The sequence below is a fragment of the Anaerophaga thermohalophila str. Valhall genome (assembly GCF_000250735.1).
Lineage (GTDB): Bacteria > Bacteroidota > Bacteroidia > Bacteroidales > Marinilabiliaceae > Anaerophaga > Anaerophaga thermohalophila_A.
This window is the reverse complement of sequence record NZ_AHZV01000267.1, coordinates 1-17785: the sequence shown is the minus strand read 5'-3', so window position 1 is coordinate 17785 and position 17785 is coordinate 1. Positions and strand designations below refer to the sequence as shown.

The 17785-nt window shown below is 41.7% G+C and carries 18 protein-coding genes and 2 pseudogenes; 12 read left to right on the top strand and 8 right to left on the bottom strand.

The annotated features are described in order from the left end of the window. Positions 1–171 precede the first annotated feature (171 nt). From OQ5_RS24820 to nhaA, 4 genes and pseudogenes are all read left to right on the top strand, one after another. Positions 172–297 (top strand): sugar phosphate nucleotidyltransferase, encoded by a 126-nt coding sequence (locus tag OQ5_RS24820; protein ID WP_255297559.1) that lies wholly within the window; start codon positions 172–174, stop codon positions 295–297. Then, the gene (locus OQ5_RS0114385) at positions 278–919 is read left to right on the top strand and encodes a sugar phosphate nucleotidyltransferase (RefSeq protein WP_016778157.1); all 642 of its coding nucleotides are present in this window, start codon (positions 278–280) and stop codon (positions 917–919) included. Before OQ5_RS24820 ends, OQ5_RS0114385 begins: the two co-directional genes overlap by 20 nt. 236 nt (positions 920–1155) lie before the next feature. Beyond that, the gene (locus tag OQ5_RS24815; RefSeq protein ID WP_016778156.1) at positions 1156–1281 is read left to right on the top strand and encodes a hypothetical protein; all 126 of its coding nucleotides are present in this window, start codon (positions 1156–1158) and stop codon (positions 1279–1281) included. 473 nt (positions 1282–1754) lie between these two features. Continuing rightward, a pseudogene (gene nhaA, locus OQ5_RS21210) lies at positions 1755–3103 on the top strand (Na+/H+ antiporter NhaA). A gap of 90 nt (positions 3104–3193) precedes the next feature. Here the strand turns inward: nhaA and OQ5_RS0114370 are convergent. From OQ5_RS0114370 to OQ5_RS25320, 3 genes and pseudogenes are all read right to left on the bottom strand, one after another. Further along, a complete protein-coding gene (locus OQ5_RS0114370; RefSeq protein WP_016778153.1) occupies positions 3194–3463 on the bottom strand; it encodes a hypothetical protein in 270 nt (89 codons plus the stop codon). A 313-nt stretch (positions 3464–3776) separates the two neighbouring features. Then, complete coding sequence (locus OQ5_RS24805; RefSeq protein WP_255297558.1) at positions 3777–4112, bottom strand: phosphatase PAP2 family protein; 336 nt, start codon at positions 4110–4112, stop codon at positions 3777–3779. A gap of 61 nt (positions 4113–4173) precedes the next feature. Next, a pseudogene (locus OQ5_RS25320) lies at positions 4174–4278 on the bottom strand (phospholipid phosphatase); the annotation flags it as partial. Between the two features lie 353 nt (positions 4279–4631). Between OQ5_RS25320 and OQ5_RS0114360 the strand changes: the two are divergent. The 5 genes from OQ5_RS0114360 to OQ5_RS0114340 all read left to right on the top strand — a co-directional run bounded on the left by OQ5_RS0114360 (position 4632) and on the right by OQ5_RS0114340 (position 8747). Beyond that, positions 4632–5570 (top strand): diacylglycerol/lipid kinase family protein, encoded by a 939-nt coding sequence (locus OQ5_RS0114360; protein WP_016778151.1) that lies wholly within the window; start codon positions 4632–4634, stop codon positions 5568–5570. 121 nt (positions 5571–5691) lie between these two features. After that, the gene (locus tag OQ5_RS0114355) at positions 5692–6267 is read left to right on the top strand and encodes a YceI family protein (RefSeq protein ID WP_016778150.1); all 576 of its coding nucleotides are present in this window, start codon (positions 5692–5694) and stop codon (positions 6265–6267) included. Between the two features lie 41 nt (positions 6268–6308). Continuing rightward, entirely contained in the window at positions 6309–7574 is a 1266-nt protein-coding gene (locus OQ5_RS0114350) for a hypothetical protein (protein WP_016778149.1), read from the top strand. A 26-nt stretch (positions 7575–7600) separates the two neighbouring features. Continuing rightward, positions 7601–8293: a YceI family protein gene (locus OQ5_RS0114345; protein WP_016778148.1), complete on the top strand. Its 693-nt coding sequence runs from the start codon at positions 7601–7603 to the stop codon at positions 8291–8293. Positions 8294–8306: 13 nt separating this feature from the next. Continuing rightward, on the top strand, positions 8307–8747 hold the full coding sequence (locus OQ5_RS0114340; RefSeq protein WP_016778147.1) for an RrF2 family transcriptional regulator: 441 nt from the start codon (positions 8307–8309) through the stop codon (positions 8745–8747). Positions 8748–8757: 10 nt separating this feature from the next. Here the strand turns inward: OQ5_RS0114340 and OQ5_RS0114335 are convergent, their stop codons facing one another. Both OQ5_RS0114335 and OQ5_RS0114330 read right to left on the bottom strand, forming a co-directional pair. Beyond that, positions 8758–9513, bottom strand: a complete 756-nt coding sequence (locus OQ5_RS0114335; protein WP_016778146.1) for a GIN domain-containing protein — start codon at positions 9511–9513, stop codon at positions 8758–8760. Then, positions 9510–10643 carry an acyloxyacyl hydrolase gene (locus OQ5_RS0114330; RefSeq protein WP_016778145.1) on the bottom strand — a complete coding sequence of 378 codons (1134 nt, stop codon included), beginning with the start codon at positions 10641–10643 and terminating at the stop codon, positions 9510–9512. The genes OQ5_RS0114335 and OQ5_RS0114330 overlap by 4 nt, the downstream gene beginning before the upstream one ends. 461 nt (positions 10644–11104) lie before the next feature. Between OQ5_RS0114330 and queC the strand changes: the two genes are divergently transcribed. From queC to OQ5_RS0114310, 3 genes are read left to right on the top strand one after another with little or no spacing between them, the layout of a single operon-like run. Further along, positions 11105–11779, top strand: coding sequence for a 7-cyano-7-deazaguanine synthase QueC (gene queC / locus OQ5_RS0114320; protein ID WP_016778143.1), 675 nt, complete (start codon positions 11105–11107; stop codon positions 11777–11779). Further along, positions 11776–12633, top strand: a complete 858-nt coding sequence (locus OQ5_RS0114315; protein ID WP_016778142.1) for a 7-carboxy-7-deazaguanine synthase QueE — start codon at positions 11776–11778, stop codon at positions 12631–12633. The genes queC and OQ5_RS0114315 overlap by 4 nt, the downstream gene beginning before the upstream one ends. Before the next feature lie 11 nt (positions 12634–12644). Beyond that, positions 12645–13517, top strand: a complete 873-nt coding sequence (locus OQ5_RS0114310) for an NADPH-dependent 7-cyano-7-deazaguanine reductase QueF (protein WP_016778141.1) — start codon at positions 12645–12647, stop codon at positions 13515–13517. 79 nt (positions 13518–13596) lie between these two features. Here OQ5_RS0114310 and OQ5_RS0114305 read toward each other — a convergent pair whose 3' ends face one another. The 3 genes from OQ5_RS0114305 to proS form a co-directional block, all read right to left on the bottom strand. Then, the gene (locus OQ5_RS0114305) at positions 13597–14103 is read right to left on the bottom strand and encodes a SixA phosphatase family protein (protein WP_016778140.1); all 507 of its coding nucleotides are present in this window, start codon (positions 14101–14103) and stop codon (positions 13597–13599) included. Between the two features lie 169 nt (positions 14104–14272). Next, on the bottom strand, positions 14273–15511 hold the full coding sequence (gene pepT, locus OQ5_RS0114300; RefSeq protein WP_016778139.1) for a peptidase T: 1239 nt from the start codon (positions 15509–15511) through the stop codon (positions 14273–14275). Between the two features lie 292 nt (positions 15512–15803). After that, positions 15804–17279: a proline--tRNA ligase gene (gene proS / locus OQ5_RS0114295; protein ID WP_016778138.1), complete on the bottom strand. Its 1476-nt coding sequence runs from the start codon at positions 17277–17279 to the stop codon at positions 15804–15806. Positions 17280–17785 lie beyond the last annotated feature (506 nt).

Sequence of the window (17785 nt, the reverse complement as noted above, 5' to 3'; positions counted from 1 at the left end):
TATAAGAACACAAAAGATAAAGTTGTATCATAGATAACAGAGATTAACCAAATTTGAAAGTGTATTTCAAATTAAAAGTCCCCCATAGGGGATTCAGGGGGCCTCAAATTATATGTCCCCCCTGGGGGATTTAGGGGGCCCCAGCAACCAGCAACAACAAACTATAGACACATGAACGCAATGATATTCGCAGCCGGCCTGGGTTCCCGCCTTCGACCGCTGACCAATGACAAGCCCAAAGCGCTCGTCGAAATAGAAGGAACCACCATGCTCGAAATTGACCTTAAAAAAAATTGAAAATGCGGGCATTACAAAAACCGTTGTGAACGTCCATCATCATCACCGGCAGATTGTCAATTTCCTGAGCAATTACAAAACTTCGGGAATGGAAATATTGATTTCAGACGAAAAAGACCGGCTGCTCGATACCGGTGGCGGACTGCTCAAAGCCCGAAGCCTGTTCGACGCCGATACCCCTGTACTTCTGTACAATGTCGATATAATTACCTCAGCCGATATCAATTCGTTCATTCTCTTTCACGAAAAAGAAAAACCATTGGTGTCCTTGATGGTTAAAGACCGGCCAACTTCAAGATATTTGCTGTTTAATAAAAACATGATTCTTTGCGGACGGGAAAACACCAAAACAGGCGAAAAAACAATGATACGATCTGCCTCCTCCACCCAGTCTTTCGGTTTCCAGGGAGTGCACATCGTCAGTCCGGAAATTTTCAGTCTTATCCGGGAAAGAGGAGTATTCCCGATCATGCAGCTTTATCTCAGACTCGGTTCGGAACATATTATAAAAGGTTATGAAACGAAGAGTGACATCTGGTTTGATATTGGCACACCTGAAAAGCTGAAAAATACAACCAGCTATTTGAGAAAGCATCCCGGGATATTTGCAAAAATATTATAGACAACCGAACAGCCTATTTAGTGTCTGTCCATAAAGTACCACTTGCTGTGCTACGCTTGCCGCCAAAATACTCATTTACGATGAGTAAACTCCGTTTTTGGCAGCTTCGCAAGCCTTGCAACTGGCACTTTTTGAACAGACACACATATTGTGAAAATATTTTTGTGAGTTTATAGACACGCACTATTTAATTCCATTGTATATTTGCCACCGAAAAATAAAAATTTGATGAAGCAATGGAAATGATAATTCATTTCGCAGCAAGAATAAAGCATCCATTCTACACTCCTGATTTCATGGGGTTTAACATTGCTACTCCTGAAATCCAGAATCACAAGAAGTATTTTCTCGGCAGTCCTTAGTTAATCATTCCGTTAAAAAAAGCCTAAACACAGAGGACGCAATGACGCAAAGTTTTTATTATGAGAGGTAGAAATGCCCAAATTGGGCTTCTTTACCTTACCAGACATCTGTAAAAGTTTAACGGAGTATTGTTAAGAACAAGCCATTGAAAATTTTGCTTTGAGTCATTGAGACTTAAAGTCAATAATATCTTTTGTATAAACCAAGAGGATTTAATACCAAATATGTACTCAGCTTCAATTATAATCAACACAATCTAAGTTCATTTTATCAGAACTATAAACTTCATTTTTACTAATAAAACGAGCCCCGGTCACTCCCCGATAAATCGGGACAGGCAGGGACGAGTTCCATCAGACCAATAATTTAGACAAACTTTATACTGATGAAACGAGCATGGCAAAGTTTGCACAATAAGAATATGTATAAATGCCTATATGCGAGTTCCATTAGGCCTTAATAAACAAATTTTATGCTAATGAAAAAACAAATAATTAGAATCACATCAGCTATCGTTAACCCTTTTGAATGGTTTCTAAAAAATGTAACCAGCGGCGGTGTTCTACTGATTTTTGTTACTGCCCTGGCACTACTCTGGGCCAATTCACCGCTGAAAGAGTATTATCAATCGCTTTGGGAATATGACTTCATACTTGGTCTGCAACCATTCGAACTCAAGAAGTCAATCCTACACTGGATCAATGACGGAATGATGGCAATTTTCTTTTTGTAGTGGGGCTGGAAATAAAACGCGAATTCATTGCAGGTGAACTAAGCACCTTCAGGCAAGCCATCTTTCCTGTTTTTGCAGCATTCGGGGGAATGATTGTTCCCATTGCTCTTTACTCTTCTTTTGGTTTTGCCGGTGAAATGTCGCAGGGTTGGGGTATTCCAATGGCTACTGACATTGCTTTTTCTTTAGCCATACTTGGAATCCTGGGCAAAAAGGTACCATTAAGTTTGAAAGTTTTTCTGACAGCACTTGCCATTGTCGATGATTTGGGAGCCGTACTGGTCATCGCTCTCTTTTATAGTCAGACAATTCTTTGGCATTATCTCTTTTTTGCTTTTGGGCTTCTCCTCATTCTTCTTATTGCCAACTACTTCAATATCCAAAACCTGTATTTCTATACCTATGTAGGATTCCTGATTTGGCTCTTGTTTCTTAAATCGGGCATCCATCCTACCATTGCAGGAGTGTTAGTGGCCTTTACAATTCCCATGCGACCAAAGATTCGCATCAACGAGTTCATCCCCAAAATAAAGAATGGCCTGAAATATTTTTCAAGCCTGCCGAAAGAGGATAAGAAATTCGTGATGACCAACCAACAATTAGCAGCCATCGATCACATCGAAACGCTGGTTAAAAAAACTCAGAGTCCTCTGCAAATGATTGAGCACAACCTGAGTGGTGTGGTTAATTATTTGATATTGCCCCTTTTTGCTTTGGCAAATGCAGGGGTGACCATCTTCTCTCCAGGTTCTCCCTTCTCAAGTGGAAAAGTATTCAATGAATTATCTATTGCTGTTGCGTTCAGCCTGATATTTGGCAAAGCCATCGGTATTTCACTTTTTTCCTGGCTGGCGGTAAAACTCGGATTGTCGATAAAACCCGGAAATGTTCCGTGGAAAGCATTCATAGGCTTGGGTTTCCTCGGTGGAATAGGATTTACTATGTCACTTTTCATCTCCAGCCTTGCTTTCGACACCCGGGAGCTAATGAATCAAGCCAAAATAGGTATATTCTTTGGCTCTATAATAGCAGGATTAATTGGATTCTTTATTTTGAAAAAATCGTTAGCTGCCAAAAGTAATCGTTGATCCAGCAAAAAGGGTGTTTTCCGAATCGAAAACACCCTTATGGTTCAACATATTATAATAAAACCCTACCTGATATGGTAAGGTGTCAAATTAATTTGTCATGTGTACTTCCCTTTTTCCTTCTAATATTTCCCTGGCCATGTCGAGAATGGTGGTGTCGTCCAGTTCAACAATTCCTCCATCCGGGCCCTGTTCCAGGTGAATCCCTATGCTTTTACCCCGATCGTAGTTGGCCCCTCCGAAATAATTTCTCACCGTTTCTACGTCGAGGTTTAACGTTTCGGCGATGCTTCTCATACTTCCCTCCGGAAGACTATCCTTAATCCTCCGGAGCTGATTAAATGTTATCGTTGTACTCATAACTGAAAAAGTTTTTTTGAGGTTATTGATGTGATATAAAAATAATGAAAAAACCACAGATTTAAAACAGAATTAACAACAAAACTATAGGTTTTAACAATTATTATACTTCAACATAAATAATAACCACTAACGTCTTGTTTATCAGAAATTTCAAGTATCCTAAGCCGGGATGTACACAATTATCAATTATCAATTACCAATTATCAATTACCAATTACCAATTATCAATTAATCATTTGATTATTAATCATATCATTGATCATTGGTCATTGATAATTGATCATTGATAATTGAAAAAGCTAAGCTCCGGCTACATAAGATCAAGCAATAAGACCGAAGAAATATAAGCCACAACAATCGTAAGGATACCCGTAATAATTATGGTCTGAACCGAAGCAACCGAAAAATCCTGATTCTTTGAAAGCGGATAAATAGCCTCTCCGGCAGGAGAAAAACGTGCCGAAACCTTTTTATACAGCCAGTAAACAAACCAACCGATGAGAGACCCGAGTATTAGTCCTCCCAGGATGTCTCCGGGGTAGTGAACACCCATATATATCCTTGAATAGCTGTTCAATGCAGCCCAAAAAAGAATAAAAAGAGTATACCAGCGGTATCTGAACAACAACAAAGAAAAAACTAGCAAGACCAAATGAGTTGGTAGCATGCGACGAAACAAAACCGTATTTTCCTCCGCGTTTCCCGTTTATCAGGTCAACCAATCCCTGGATAGATGGCTCGTGCGACGGACGAAAGCGTTCAAAACCTTCTTTAAAAATATTCGTAGAAATCTGATCGCAAAGTAATACCATCAATGCCAGTGCAAAAACAGTAATAATGCCCTTAACCCCCTGGTTACGGAATATGACATAAAGAATGAAGGCATACATCGGAAACCAGATACTTTTGCTGGTTACAACCCAGAAAAAGTTATCAAACAGCGGCGATGTAAATGAATTCAGATGTAATAATAATTCCTGATCGAGTTGTATTAATGTTTCCACGGCTTTATTGTTTTTTCTTCAAAGAAAACAAAAATTTTACAATATGAGGCATTTAAAGTTTTTCGTCTGCACAACAACGTACCTGCCCATAATATCGGCAAAATATATCTCTACAAAAAAATATATGTGTAACTTTACATGTTTTTAAATAAACGAGGAGGATGACCAGAAGTATTTTATATATCATAAATCCCGTTTCAGGCCTGGGCCGACAGAAGGACATTGAGAAAGTACTAAAACAGGAAACAAAGTCTTCAGGTTTTAATTTTGATATTGCATACTCGGGAAAACCCGGTCATGCGTTTAAAATAAGCTCTGAAGCCGCCGGGAAATATGATATTGTTGTTGCCGTTGGTGGTGACGGAACCGTCAACGAGGTGGGTCGTGGCCTGATTCATTCCTCAACAGCCCTGGGAATTATCCCCACAGGTTCAGGTAACGGGCTGGCGCGTTTTCTTCAAATGCCTTTCAAGGTTAACAAAGCGCTCGAAGTAATCCGGGAGGGCGCTGTCAAATCCATCGATGTCATCAAAATTAATGAATTTTTCTCACTGAATGTTGCCGGCATTGGCTTTGATGCCTATATCAGTCACAAATTTGCCGGCAAAAAGAAACGGGGCCCACTGGCTTATATGCAATTAATTTCCAAAGAGTTTCCCAAATACAGATCGGAAAATTATTCCCTGGACATTGATCGTCACAAAATTGATGTTAACGCGTTCCTCATCAGTTTTGCCAATTCAAGTCAGTATGGCAACAATTTTCATATAGCCCCCGGTGCTCTTATCGACGATGGCCTCATCGATGTTTGTCTGATCAAAGATTTCCCAAAATATACAGCACCTGCCCTGCTCATCAGCCTTATTGACCAATCTATCGATAAAAGCAAATACGACAAAATAATAAAAGCACGCAACATCACCATACAACACGACAAACCACTGCTCGGGCATGTCGATGGTGAACCCGTCCATTTAGGAAAAGAAGCTCATATTCAAATATTTCCACTTTCTCTTAAAGTTATTGTTCCCCCCGTTCACTTGCGGCAAACGCCCAATATACTTCAACCCCTGATGGAGTTGTTCCCACTGGGGATGTGACTTTTTTATTGAACTATTGACTAAGAAACTTTTGAAAAAAATCTTTTAGTATCAGACCTGTTTTTGTATTATATAATTTTTACTACCTTTGTGATAGGATTAATATTAAAAATATAGAAACATGATAAAAATACTTCTAAAACAAGCACTGATACTGACGTTGTTTGTCATTCCGCATCTTCTAACAGGTCAAATCATAAATCTCAGCGGGGACAGCAACTCCTTAAAAGTGTCAGGCACTTCTTCCCTGCACGACTGGGAAATGGAGCTGACAACCTTTGATGCTTCTGCACAACTGGAAAACAAAGACAATGGCAGTTACATTATTTCAGACGCCCGGTTTTCTGCAAATGCCAATGATTTGGTAAGCGAAAAATCGATGATGACAAACAAAGCCCACGAGGCATTAAAAGCGGAGAAACAGCCCGAAATAAAATTTGAACAAACCGGAACCCTTGAAATATCAGGAAACCAAAACGGCACTTATACCATTGCCGGAAACCTGACCATCGCCGGCAAGACCAAACCCGTTGAAATAGCCTTAAATACAAACACCAATTCTCAAAAAAAGGTTTCTGTATCGGGTAATACGACTCTAAAAATGACGGATTTCGATGTAGAACCTCCCACTGTCATGTTTGGAACAATTAAGACAGCCGACGAAGTGACAATTAATTTTAACCTGACTTTAAAATAATTCCTTCTAAAAACCAATACTCACTAAACGAAGTATCCATTATGAAAAAACAGTTTTTATATTTTGCAGTTGCGTTACTAATCATCCCCGGATTTAGTTTATCAGCCCAGGGAGATCGTGACCTGAATAATTATCGTTTCCCCGACAAAAGAGGAGTGAGTGAATTTGAAGCTCCCAAAGACACTGCCGACGACTTCGACGGACTCAAAGTGCGCATAGGCGGTGCATCTACGCTGCAGTTTCAGGCATTAGACCATGAAAACTCGGGTAATGTTGAACTGATCGAGATCGGGAACAATTTCAATCTGGCAACAGCCAACCTCGACCTGGATGTAGAATTGTATGACGGAGTCAGGATGCACCTGCGCACCTACCTCTCATCGCGTCACCATACCGAAACCTATGTAAAGGGAGGGTATTTTCAGATTGACAAACTGGATTTTGTGCGCGAAGGCTTCCTGGAAAATCTAATGCAATATGTAACCATTCGTGTCGGTCACATGGAAAACAACTACGGTGATGCCCATTTCCGGAGGTCGGACAATGCCCAGGCATTCTTCAACCCATTCGTTGGTAACCTGATCATGGATGGCTTTACAACAGAGGTTGGCGGAGAAGTATACTACCGCAAGAACGGATTCATTGGCATGGTCGGACTTACCAACGGAAAGCTGAACCAATCGGTAACTTCCCCCGGTGAAACAAAACCCTCATTCCTCGCAAAACTGGGATATGATGATTATCTCAACGACGATTTCAGACTAAGACTTACCGGTTCGGTATATACCACCGGCAAAAGTGCCGGAACATACCTCTATAGTGGCGACCGCGCCGGGTCCCGTTATTATTTTGTTATGGAGGCTCCAGATGCAAGTGCCTCGGGTAACTTCCGCTCAGGAAGATGGAACCCGGGTTTCAGAAACGAACTGACTGCCTTAATGTTCAACCCCTTCTTTAAATACAAAGGGTTTGAATTTTTCGGCGTCATCGAACAAGCCAAAGGAAAAGCCGAAGATGAGGAATCCGACAGGAAATTTAACCAATATTCTGCCGAGTTGCTCTACCGCTTCGGGAACAACGAAAACTTCTATATAGGAACACGCTACAACACAGTATCTGGTGAAACAGATAGTGGTGAAGACATCGACATTAATCGTCTTCAACTCGGTGGCGGCTGGTTTATGACCAAAAATATTCTGGCCAAGGTAGAATATGTCAGTCAGACTTACGACGGTTTTGCCACAGACAATATCCTCAACGATGGGAAATTTAGCGGGCTCATGCTGGAAGCAGTCATAAGCTTTTAGTGACTAAACAACAAAAACAATAATTTATGGATAGAAATTTCCATAATCAGAAACCATGGCCGGAAAAACAAAGGCGATATCCTCCGGGATTTTACATATCATTCGGACAATCCGGGAGTAACGGACTATTTGTTTTGCTGGCTGTGGTTTTCTGTTTTTTGGAAATTTTACCCCTTCGGGGGCAACCGATGCCCGAAATGAAACAACCACACCATACCCCGGTCGAGACAAAAGGCTGTGATGATTACATAAAAATTGACGGTTCAACCAATGTCAACCATTTTCATTTTGTTCAGAACCTTAACGAAAAATCAACCACCATAAAAAAAGAAGAAAAGCCACAGGAAACGCTGACCATAAAAATCCCTGCTCACAACTTTGAGCCTTCCAACCCAATGATGTACAAAGACTTTCTTAAATTCATCAAAGCCAACGAATATCCTTATATCGATATTACCATCTTCTTTGATAACGTCAGACTTCCGGCCGGACCACCGTCAACCATTGTCCCGAAAATCAAAGTAGGGCTTGCCGGACAGACACATACCTACAAAATTCCCGGATACGTAGAAGAATGCCTGGATAAAAAGTTGCACATCAGGGGAAAAGTAGACATCAACCTGAAAGATTTTGGTCTGGAACCACCTACCAAATTTATGGGAATGGTAAAGGTAAACAATGAAGTTTTTATTAACTTTGGGTTGACTTTGGATCATTAAAAACTACTCAATTTTGAAATTCAATACCAAAACAAGATACGGACTCAGGGCAATGATAGAAATTGCCCGTGAAACAGACCACAACGGTATCTATCAGAAAGAAATTGCCGAACGGCAAAATCTTTCCAATAAATACCTCGACCACATCGTTTATGCACTGAAAGTGGCCGGCCTTATCACTAATGTTAAAGGGAAAAAAAGCGGCTACATCCTGACCAAACCTGCTTCTGAAATAACCATTCTGGACATCAACAACGCCTTTGAGCCTGGAATTTGCATCATTGACTGCCTGACGATGAACTACAAGTGCGACAGAGAAGCCAGTTGCGCTGCAAAAGTGTTCTGGGAAGACCTGAATGATATGATTATTGATTACTTCAAATCGAAAACTTTGCAGCAGTTACTCGAACAACAGGTTAAACTCGAGAAAAAAGAGGGAATAGAAATCGAGTAAAAGTCAAACTTTACTTCAGGTGAATCACTTTCCCCAGTTCTACTTCATACAAAGGTTCTCCTATTTGAATGGTCGTGTCAGGCTCACCATAATAAAAAATATCTCCCGAAGACAGCATGTTCACGAATAACTTCTCCTTAGCCCAAATATACCCGTTGTTCACCGATCGCTGAAGATATTTGACCTCTTTGGCTTCCAGTTTTGATGCATCCACGCTTGAGAGTCCTTCGGCAACCACGTGTAGTTTACCGGCTTTGCCCCGGAAGATATGGTTGCCGGCATTACTTCCGTAGGCCGAAAGAGAAATTTGTCCGGCGTTAACTACCATATCGCACTGTGTAAACGTTCCTCTTCCGTTAACTACTATAGAAAGCTGCGAAATATTAAGCGTATCGAGAGTGGTAATTTCGGACGGAAAATTGGAAGTAATGTGTTTTAATTCCGGCGATGAAAGAATGAGTTCTGGCATTTGCTTTTTGCGGAAACCTATCATCCCTTCCGAATCTACAACCAATGTTTTGCCATTCTGCTCAAGCACCAGTCGCGGCAGAATAAAATCAAGTCCTTTTGCACGCGCAGCATATTCCTGATCATTGGCAAGCACAAGACGTACGGAGGTTTCTATCACCACCCGGTCGAATGCTTCCACGGCCAATTCTTTTTCTGTCATCTTGCCGTCTTTCAACAAAGCATCCGTATAATCGCATCCCGTGGTTACCAGAAATAAACCAACAATTCCGATAAATATATTATCTGTTCGTTTCATAACGTATTGCTTTTATACGGAATTCTGTAACCAACACCGAATTCCATAAACTCCGAACGGAAAAAACTGGCTTTCACACTAAAATTAAACATCCACCGGTCGGTAATCTGATGCCGTATACCCAGCCTGGGATAAACAGGCTGGGGCGGATCAATGTGAGAATACAAATAAACTCCAATCTGGGCAAACAAGGATGTATTTCCCATCAGCCAGTGCCGGCCGCCAAAGACACCATAAAACATTCTTTTAGTGTGAGGAATGTATTCGTTATTTTCAGGATAAGCATAAGGGGCAGCACCAAAATATACAGCATCAATTCCCGCACTCCATGCCGATTTCACCGAGCGGTACCACAGATGATTTATGGTCAGACTTCCTGATGAGTAGATGTTGAAATTATAGTCGTTGGCCTGACTGCGTCCGTAATTCAAAAACACCTGAACATCTCTTTTATTGGTGCGTGGAGCTTCACGGGTCTTCAGTTCGGGCAAATGATCCCTGAGAAAATGATACCTGGTACCGAGACTGAAAGTAAGTGTATTAATACCATTATTGGGTTTCCTTACAGCTCCGTTCGACATGTGGTTCAATGATGCCGACCCATAAACCGACCAATGGTCAAATATTCTGTAACCCGTATAAAGACCAAATCCCACATAGATATTCAGGCGGGCACCAAAAATCTGGTTCCAAGGATTTTCTCTGTAATCGAAAGGGGTGTTGGTATATCCCAGCCCCATTGCCACCTTGTTTTTAAGTGTAAATTTGGGCGTACGAACAATGGGAAAATGCAGATAAGGATAAAGAGCCATCCCCTGACCGTAAATATCAGGATTGCCATAGGAATTATAAAAAATTCCGACACCCACCTCCGGGTAATTATAATATTGCTGCCAACCTTCACGGTCGAACCGCCACAAGCCATAATTAACCTCAATGCCACGCGAAAAATCATCAATAAAATAGATCATATTGGCATGATGTGGTATCACAATGCCGTGATGATACAGCACCGTAACATGTTTCTGATTGGGCGGCATTCCAACCTCCGGCTGTATTTGCTGGGCCCGGGTTACAGATTCCGTAAAAAAAGAGAGTACAATAATAGAAAAAAGAATGTTTTCCTTCACTTTAATGACCTTTTCAGTTATGAGTCCGGTCTAAAAAGCATCTTTGTTGCCAAACTCTTTGTTGTTTTAAATTTTGCATCCTCATTAACAATGGGTTAACTCCGGTACAAAAATTTAAAACGCCTTGATTTTGACAAAAATATGTCTTTCCATACCACACTCAGCTATTTTAACTGCAAAAATGCACATTTTGCTTATAACCATAAACAAAGAAGTACCGTTTTTAGTATCTTTGTACCGAAAATAAAGAAGACAGTTCGAAACCATCCTGTCTATAAACAAAACTATGGGCCATGTCCAAACATGTGCAAAAATGCCTTTCATGATGCCTGCGTCGCCAGACGACAACCTCATCAGATATCGCGTTTTGCAAATTCTCAATGTTCATTCCCCGGGTTTTGTTTCTTCTGGTTCCAGGATGATCTTTTTTATCGTCGGCTGTCTTCGAAAATTTACGGAAAATGAACAAAAAAGCTGTTGTTTTATTGTCGGGCGGATTGGACAGTGCCGTTACCCTGTATCTTGCCAAATCGCAGGGATTCGATCTGTACGCGCTTTCATTTGATTACGGACAACGTCATTCAAGGGAGCTCGATGCTGCAAAAGCGGTTGCAAAAAAAGCGAAGGTAAAAGAGCATCAGGTAGTTTCTATGAAACTCGATCAATGGGGCGGCTCTTCACTTACCGATCCGTCGCTTGAGGTAGAAGACGGAGATATAAACCGAAGTGACATTCCGGTTACCTATGTGCCGGCCCGCAATATGGTATTTCTTTCTGTGGCAGCATCGTATGCCGAAGCCATCGGAGCCAGAGATATATTTATTGGCGTGAGTCAGGTCGACTATTCAGGATATGTGGATTGTCGCCAAACATTTATAGACGCCATGGAAACAGCAATCAACAAAGGGACGGTAATGGGTGCTGAGAAAAATCTTCCCATTCGTGTTCATGCACCTTTTATTCATAAAACCAAGGCTGAAGAAATAAAACTGGGAGAACAACTTAATGTACCTTTTGAGCTGACATGGAGCTGTTATCGGGGCGGCGAAAAACCCTGCGGCACCTGCGACAGCTGCCTTTTAAGAGCCAAAGCCTTTGCCGAAGCCGGAGTGGAAGATAAAGCAATGAGAATATGAGTAAACTGGTATTGGCAAACGAAGGTGTGTTCCCTGTTACACATGACAGACACGGATGCCCGATAAAAGAATCACCTGCTACGAATCTGGGCATTCCCGGTACCATTCAGGGCGAAGGGAAACTGGCAGGGATTCCTTCAATATTTGTTCGCCTGGCGGGGTGTAACCTGAGGTGCATCTGGACACTTCCCGACGGTTCTTTCTGCCGGTGCGATACCCCTTATGCCTCATTTGAAGCAGAACAGCAACGTCAGCCCGAAACAGCCGAAGTTTTCGATCTGGTGAAACAAAATACCGGAAAAATAAAACATGTCGTTATTACAGGAGGAGAACCCCTTCTCCAGCACAAAGCTCTGGCACCCTTGTGCAAGCGACTGAAAGAAGAGCTGAACCTGCACCTGACCATTGAAACCAATGGAACCATATTTGCCGAAGATGTTGCTCAATATATCGATTTGTTCAGCCTCTCACCAAAGCTTTCCAACTCTAATCCCTCTCCCGCAAAGACAGGCCATTACCAACTAAGGCCTTCAGGACCTATTACATATCATGCCCAAAAACGAAGAAACATAGATGTAATTCAAAAATTCATCGACTATTCCAGAAATAATAAAAAAGATTTCCAGCTTAAATTTGTTGTTGGCCGGCACAACGACTACGTAGAAATAAAAAATGAATTTCTTGCCCACTTGACAGAATGGAGACCCGAAGATGTTTTACTGATGCCGCTCGGCGCCACAAAGGAAGAATTAAAAACCACTTCGCTTATGGTACTGGAAATGGCCATAAGCAACGGTTGGCGTTATGCTCCGCGTCTGCATATAGGTCTGTTCGGTCCAAAAGCAGGGGTATAAATATCACAAATATGAACGAAGCAAAATTTCTCGGAAAACCGACAGAATATCCAAAACACTACACGCCCGAAGTATTGGTGGCTGTTCCCCGGCAAGTCAACCGCCAGGAATACGGATTAAGAGAAAATAACCTGCCCTTTACAGGATATGATGTCTGGCATGCCTATGAAGTAAGCTTTCTCACCGGGAAGGGACTTCCGGTAACGGGACTACTTAAGCTGGTATATCCTGCCTCCAGCCCCTATCTTGTAGAAAGCAAATCACTAAAGCTTTATCTTAATTCGTTCAACATGGAGCGTTTTGGCAATAACGCCAAAGAAGCATCAGAAACAGTCCTCAATATAATCAGTCAAGACCTTGAAAGGGTATTGAAAACTAATGTTGATATTCATTTCTTCCAAAAAAGTCCTGAACAATATTTTGATTTCAGCGAATTCGGGATACTTGAAGAAATAGCGGAAATTGAAAAGTTAACGTTCTCTGAATACCGGGAAGCCCCTCATCTGCTCAAGCCCGACAATCAACAAACAAGTAATGTCCTAAAAGCGGGCACACATTTACTGCGAAGCAACTGTAAAGTAACATTTCAGCCCGATTGGGGTAGTGCTTATATATATATTAACGGAACACACATCCCGGAGAAAACCGGTCTGCTGAAATATCTTGTATCCATCCGGAACGAAAATCATTTTCACGAAGAAATTTGCGAAATGATCTACCAAAGATTATGGGATCGGTTCTCTCCCGATCAGCTAATGGTAGCCTGCATTTATACACGCCGGGGTGGAATTGATATCTGTCCGGTTAGGGCCAGCCATCCGGAATTATTGCCAATCAACCTGATTACTCCTTATAAACTGACTGAAAAACTTTTGCGGCAGTGATAAAATAAAAATGTTCTTCGGCACGATAATCTGAGCAGAGGAAGTAGTATAGAAACGGGCCTCATGGCACATCCTATTCTTACTTTTTTTCCTTCAATTCCCTGGGAAAAACAAACATTTCGGTTCGTCCGCTTCCGGGTTTGATCTGATCCCACTCAGTGACTGTAAAAACGATGGATGCAGTGGCACTGGTAGGATAATTAAAGAAATTATCTCCTGCCAGTTGAATGGCCATCAAAGCAATATCGGGGTTATGTCCGACTACCATTACCGAATTGTATTTCCCGGCCATTTGGGCAATTCCGGATATAAAACGATCGACAGAAAACCCTTCGTAAATAAAAGGTGCATCAATTATTTCCGATTCAGGAATACTGAAAGCGCCGGCCATAATCCGGGCCGTTTGAATGGCTCTGATGGCAGGGCTTGAAATGATGACTTCGGGAACAATCCGTTTCCCGATCAAATGATCCGATATTAATCTGGCATCTTTATGACCACGCCTTTTCAACTGCCGTTCAAAGTCACTGTCTGCATCGGTCAGGGGTTCGGTCTTGGCATGTCTAACTAAAATCAATCTTTTCATAGTTATTAGTGTATATCTATAAACCGGCAAAAGTTTTTAAAATATCTGTGTCTGTTCAGAAAGTGCCATTTGCAAGGCTTGCGAAGCCGCCAAAAACGGAGTTTACTTTTTGTAAATGAGAATTTTGGCGGCGAGCGTAACGCAGCAAATGGCACTTTATGGACAGACACTAATTAGTTTTTTTTACAGAAGGCACCAGCTCTGCAATCTTAAGGATTACTTCCATAGCCTTTTCCAGTGAGGGCACGGGTAAAAATTCGAATCGTCCGTGAAAATTGTGACCACCGGCAAAAATATTGGGGGTTGGTAATCCCATATAAGCCAGTCGTGCTCCATCGGTACCTCCGCGAATGGGCTTTATATTAGGAACAACGCCAACCTCGCGCATGGCTTTTTCAGCCAAATCCACAATATACATAACAGGCTCAATCTTCTCACGCATATTGTAGTATTGATCCTTTATTTCCAGTTCCATTGTTCCTTCACCAAACTCATGATTCACCTTATTCACCAGATGTTGCATCTCCTTCTTGCGGTCTTCGAAGCGATCACGCTTAAAGTCTCTGATTAAGAATTGCATCTCTGTCTTTTCAACATCTCCGTTAAAAGACATCAGGTGATAAAAACCTTCATATCCATCTGAATGCTCTGGCGTTTCGTGACGGGGAAGCATCATGATCAACTGGTTGGCAATCCTGATTGAATTTCGCATTTTACCCCGCGCATAACCTGGATGAACATTCCGCCCATGGGCTGTCACTTTTGCCAGTGCCGCGTTAAAATTCTCGAACTCCAACTCCCCTATTTCACCGCCATCTATGGTATAGGCAAAATCGGCTCCAAACTTTTTCACATCAAAAAGGTTGGCCCCTTCACCTATCTCTTCATCAGGTGTAAAACCTATCCTTATTTTACCATGTTTAATATCAGGATTCCGAACCAGGTACTCCATCGCGGAAACAATGGCTGCAATTCCGGCCTTATCATCAGCACCCAGCAAAGTGTTCCCATCGGTGGTAATAAGCGTTTGTCCGATATATTTTTTAAGTTCGGGAAATTCCGATGGTTTCAAAACAATGTTATTCTCTGCATTCAATATAATATCACCGCCATCATAATCTTTTACAATCCTGGGAGAAATATTCTTCCCTGAAAAATCGGGACTTGTATCCACATGGGCAATAAAACCCGCTACCGGAACCTCCTCTTCAATATTCGAAGGCAGGGTAGCCATGATATAACCGTTTTCATCCAATTCCACCTCTGCCAGTCCAATCTCTTTCAACTCCTCAGCCAGTTGCCTGGAGAAATTCATTTGACCAGGTGTGCTTGGGGTTAATCCTGTGTTTGGATCCGACTGGGTATCGTATTGTGTGTATTTAAGGAAACGGTCAATTATTGAAGTCATAGTAGTTTAATTTTTTAATTTTTGTGAATGCAAGATAATAATAGATTTTTAGATTTTTAGAGTTATATTGCTTACAATAGTCCGTTAAACTTTTACAAACGATTTTAAATCAGTTGTTTATATTTAATAATTTTTATGACTTAAAACACAAATTATCAGTGCCTTAAGATTTATATTGTATTTTAAATCCAAAAATCTATCGATCTATTGTGCTAAAAGCCTTGCTCTTTTTTTAACCAAAAAAAACCTGAACAGTTCAAAGTTCAGGTTATTATCCTCATCAAGTAAAGAATCAATAAGATACTGCAAACACAACCCTTTGCCTGGAAGGTTTACCCGTCACCATACATTTTCCCGGTTCGGGATTGCTATCAATGGGGATGCAACGAATGGTTGCTTTGGTTTCCTGCTTAATCTTTTCTTCGGTTTCGTCGGAACCGTCCCAATGAGCAAGGATGAATCCTCCTTTCTCGTTGAGCACCTTTTTGAATTCATCATAAGTGTCAACTGTGTGGGTATTTTCTTTTCTGAAGTTGAGCGCTCTCTGATAAATGTTGTTCTGAATATCATCCAAAAGTTCAGCAATACGGTTATCAATGCCTTCTACGGGCAATACCTCCTTGGTGAGTGTATCGCGGCGGGCCAGTTCAACCGTACCGTTTTGCAGATCGCGCGGGCCAATTGCCAGCCTCACGGGTACACCCTGCAATTCGTACTGGGCAAATTTCCATCCCGGTTTATGTTTGTCATCATCGTCTACTTTGACCGAAACGCCATGCTTCTTAAGGGCTGAAGCAATCTTATCGGCCTGCTCCACAATTTGTTTCAATTCCTCTTCCTTTTTGTAGATGGGCACAATAACCACCTGAACAGGAGCCAGTTTTGGAGGCAACACCAGTCCGTTGTCGTCGGAGTGCGACATAATCAAAGCCCCCATTAACCTGGTAGAGACGCCCCACGAAGTAGCCCATACAAATTCCTCCTTCCCTTCTTTGCTCTGAAACCTCACGTCGAATACACGCGCAAAGTTTTGTCCCAGAAAATGTGAAGTTCCGGACTGCAGAGCTTTTCCGTCCTGCATCAATGCCTCGATAGTAAGGGTTTCTACTGCTCCTGCAAAGCGCTCACTGGCGGTTTTATAGCCCTGAAGCACAGGCATTGCCATATATTTTTCGGCAAAATCGGCATACACTTTCAGCATGGTTTCAGCCTCCTCAATGGCCTCTTCCCGCGTGGCATGGGCGGTGTGCCCTTCCTGCCACAGAAATTCTGCGGTACGCAAAAACAGACGGGTACGCATCTCCCAACGTACTACATTGGCCCACTGATTTATTTTAATGGGCAGATCACGGTACGATTGTATCCAGTCCCGGTAAGTATTCCAGATTATGGTTTCAGAAGTAGGCCTAACAATATACTCTTCTTCCAGCTTCGCATCCGGATCAACTACTACACCTTTGCCATCCGGGTTATTTTTTAGCCTGTAGTGCGTAACTACGGCACACTCTTTGGCAAACCCCTCTACATGGTCGGCTTCTTTACTGAAAAACGATTTGGGAATAAACAAAGGAAAATAAGCATTCTGATGTCCGGTCTCTTTAAACATATCGTCGAGCACCCGTTGCATCTTTTCCCATATTGCATAGCCGTAAGGTTTAATGACCATACAACCGCGGACTGCAGAATTCTCGGCAAGTCCTGCTTTAATCACCAAATCGTTGTACCACTGCGCATAACTCTCGCTTCTTGGGGTCAATACTTTTGCCATGATTGCTGTTTAGATTTTGTTAAATGATTAAATGTTAGGGCTGTTAGGGTTGTTAGGCGCTTAGCACATAAACCTAACCAACATGTTGTTTAGGTTGACCAAATCCCCAGTAGGGGCTTTTAAGGCTTGTCCTGAAAAAACAAATTATTGCAAGCAAGCGGCAGAGCCAAGCGTTACGAATTTAACGAATTATTATCGCACCTTTGGTGTGTATTTAAATGATTATAGCGTTTAACAAAAGCTGTCGCGTTTTTTACTCAGTATTTTTCACTCATATCAGTTGCTTAGCTCTGTAAAGAAATCCGCACCGGCTGCGTAACGTTGTTAAAAAGCTAACAACTATTGACTATTGACAAATCCTAACAGCCGGAAACTTCAGAAAGCGGCACGAAAATAATAAAAATGAGTTAACTTTTTGTCATTTTGCAGTGCTTATTTGCAGAACTGAAGGATTAACGGGAAACACCTCCCTTAACAAACTTTTGTCAATTATTTCCTACATTTAA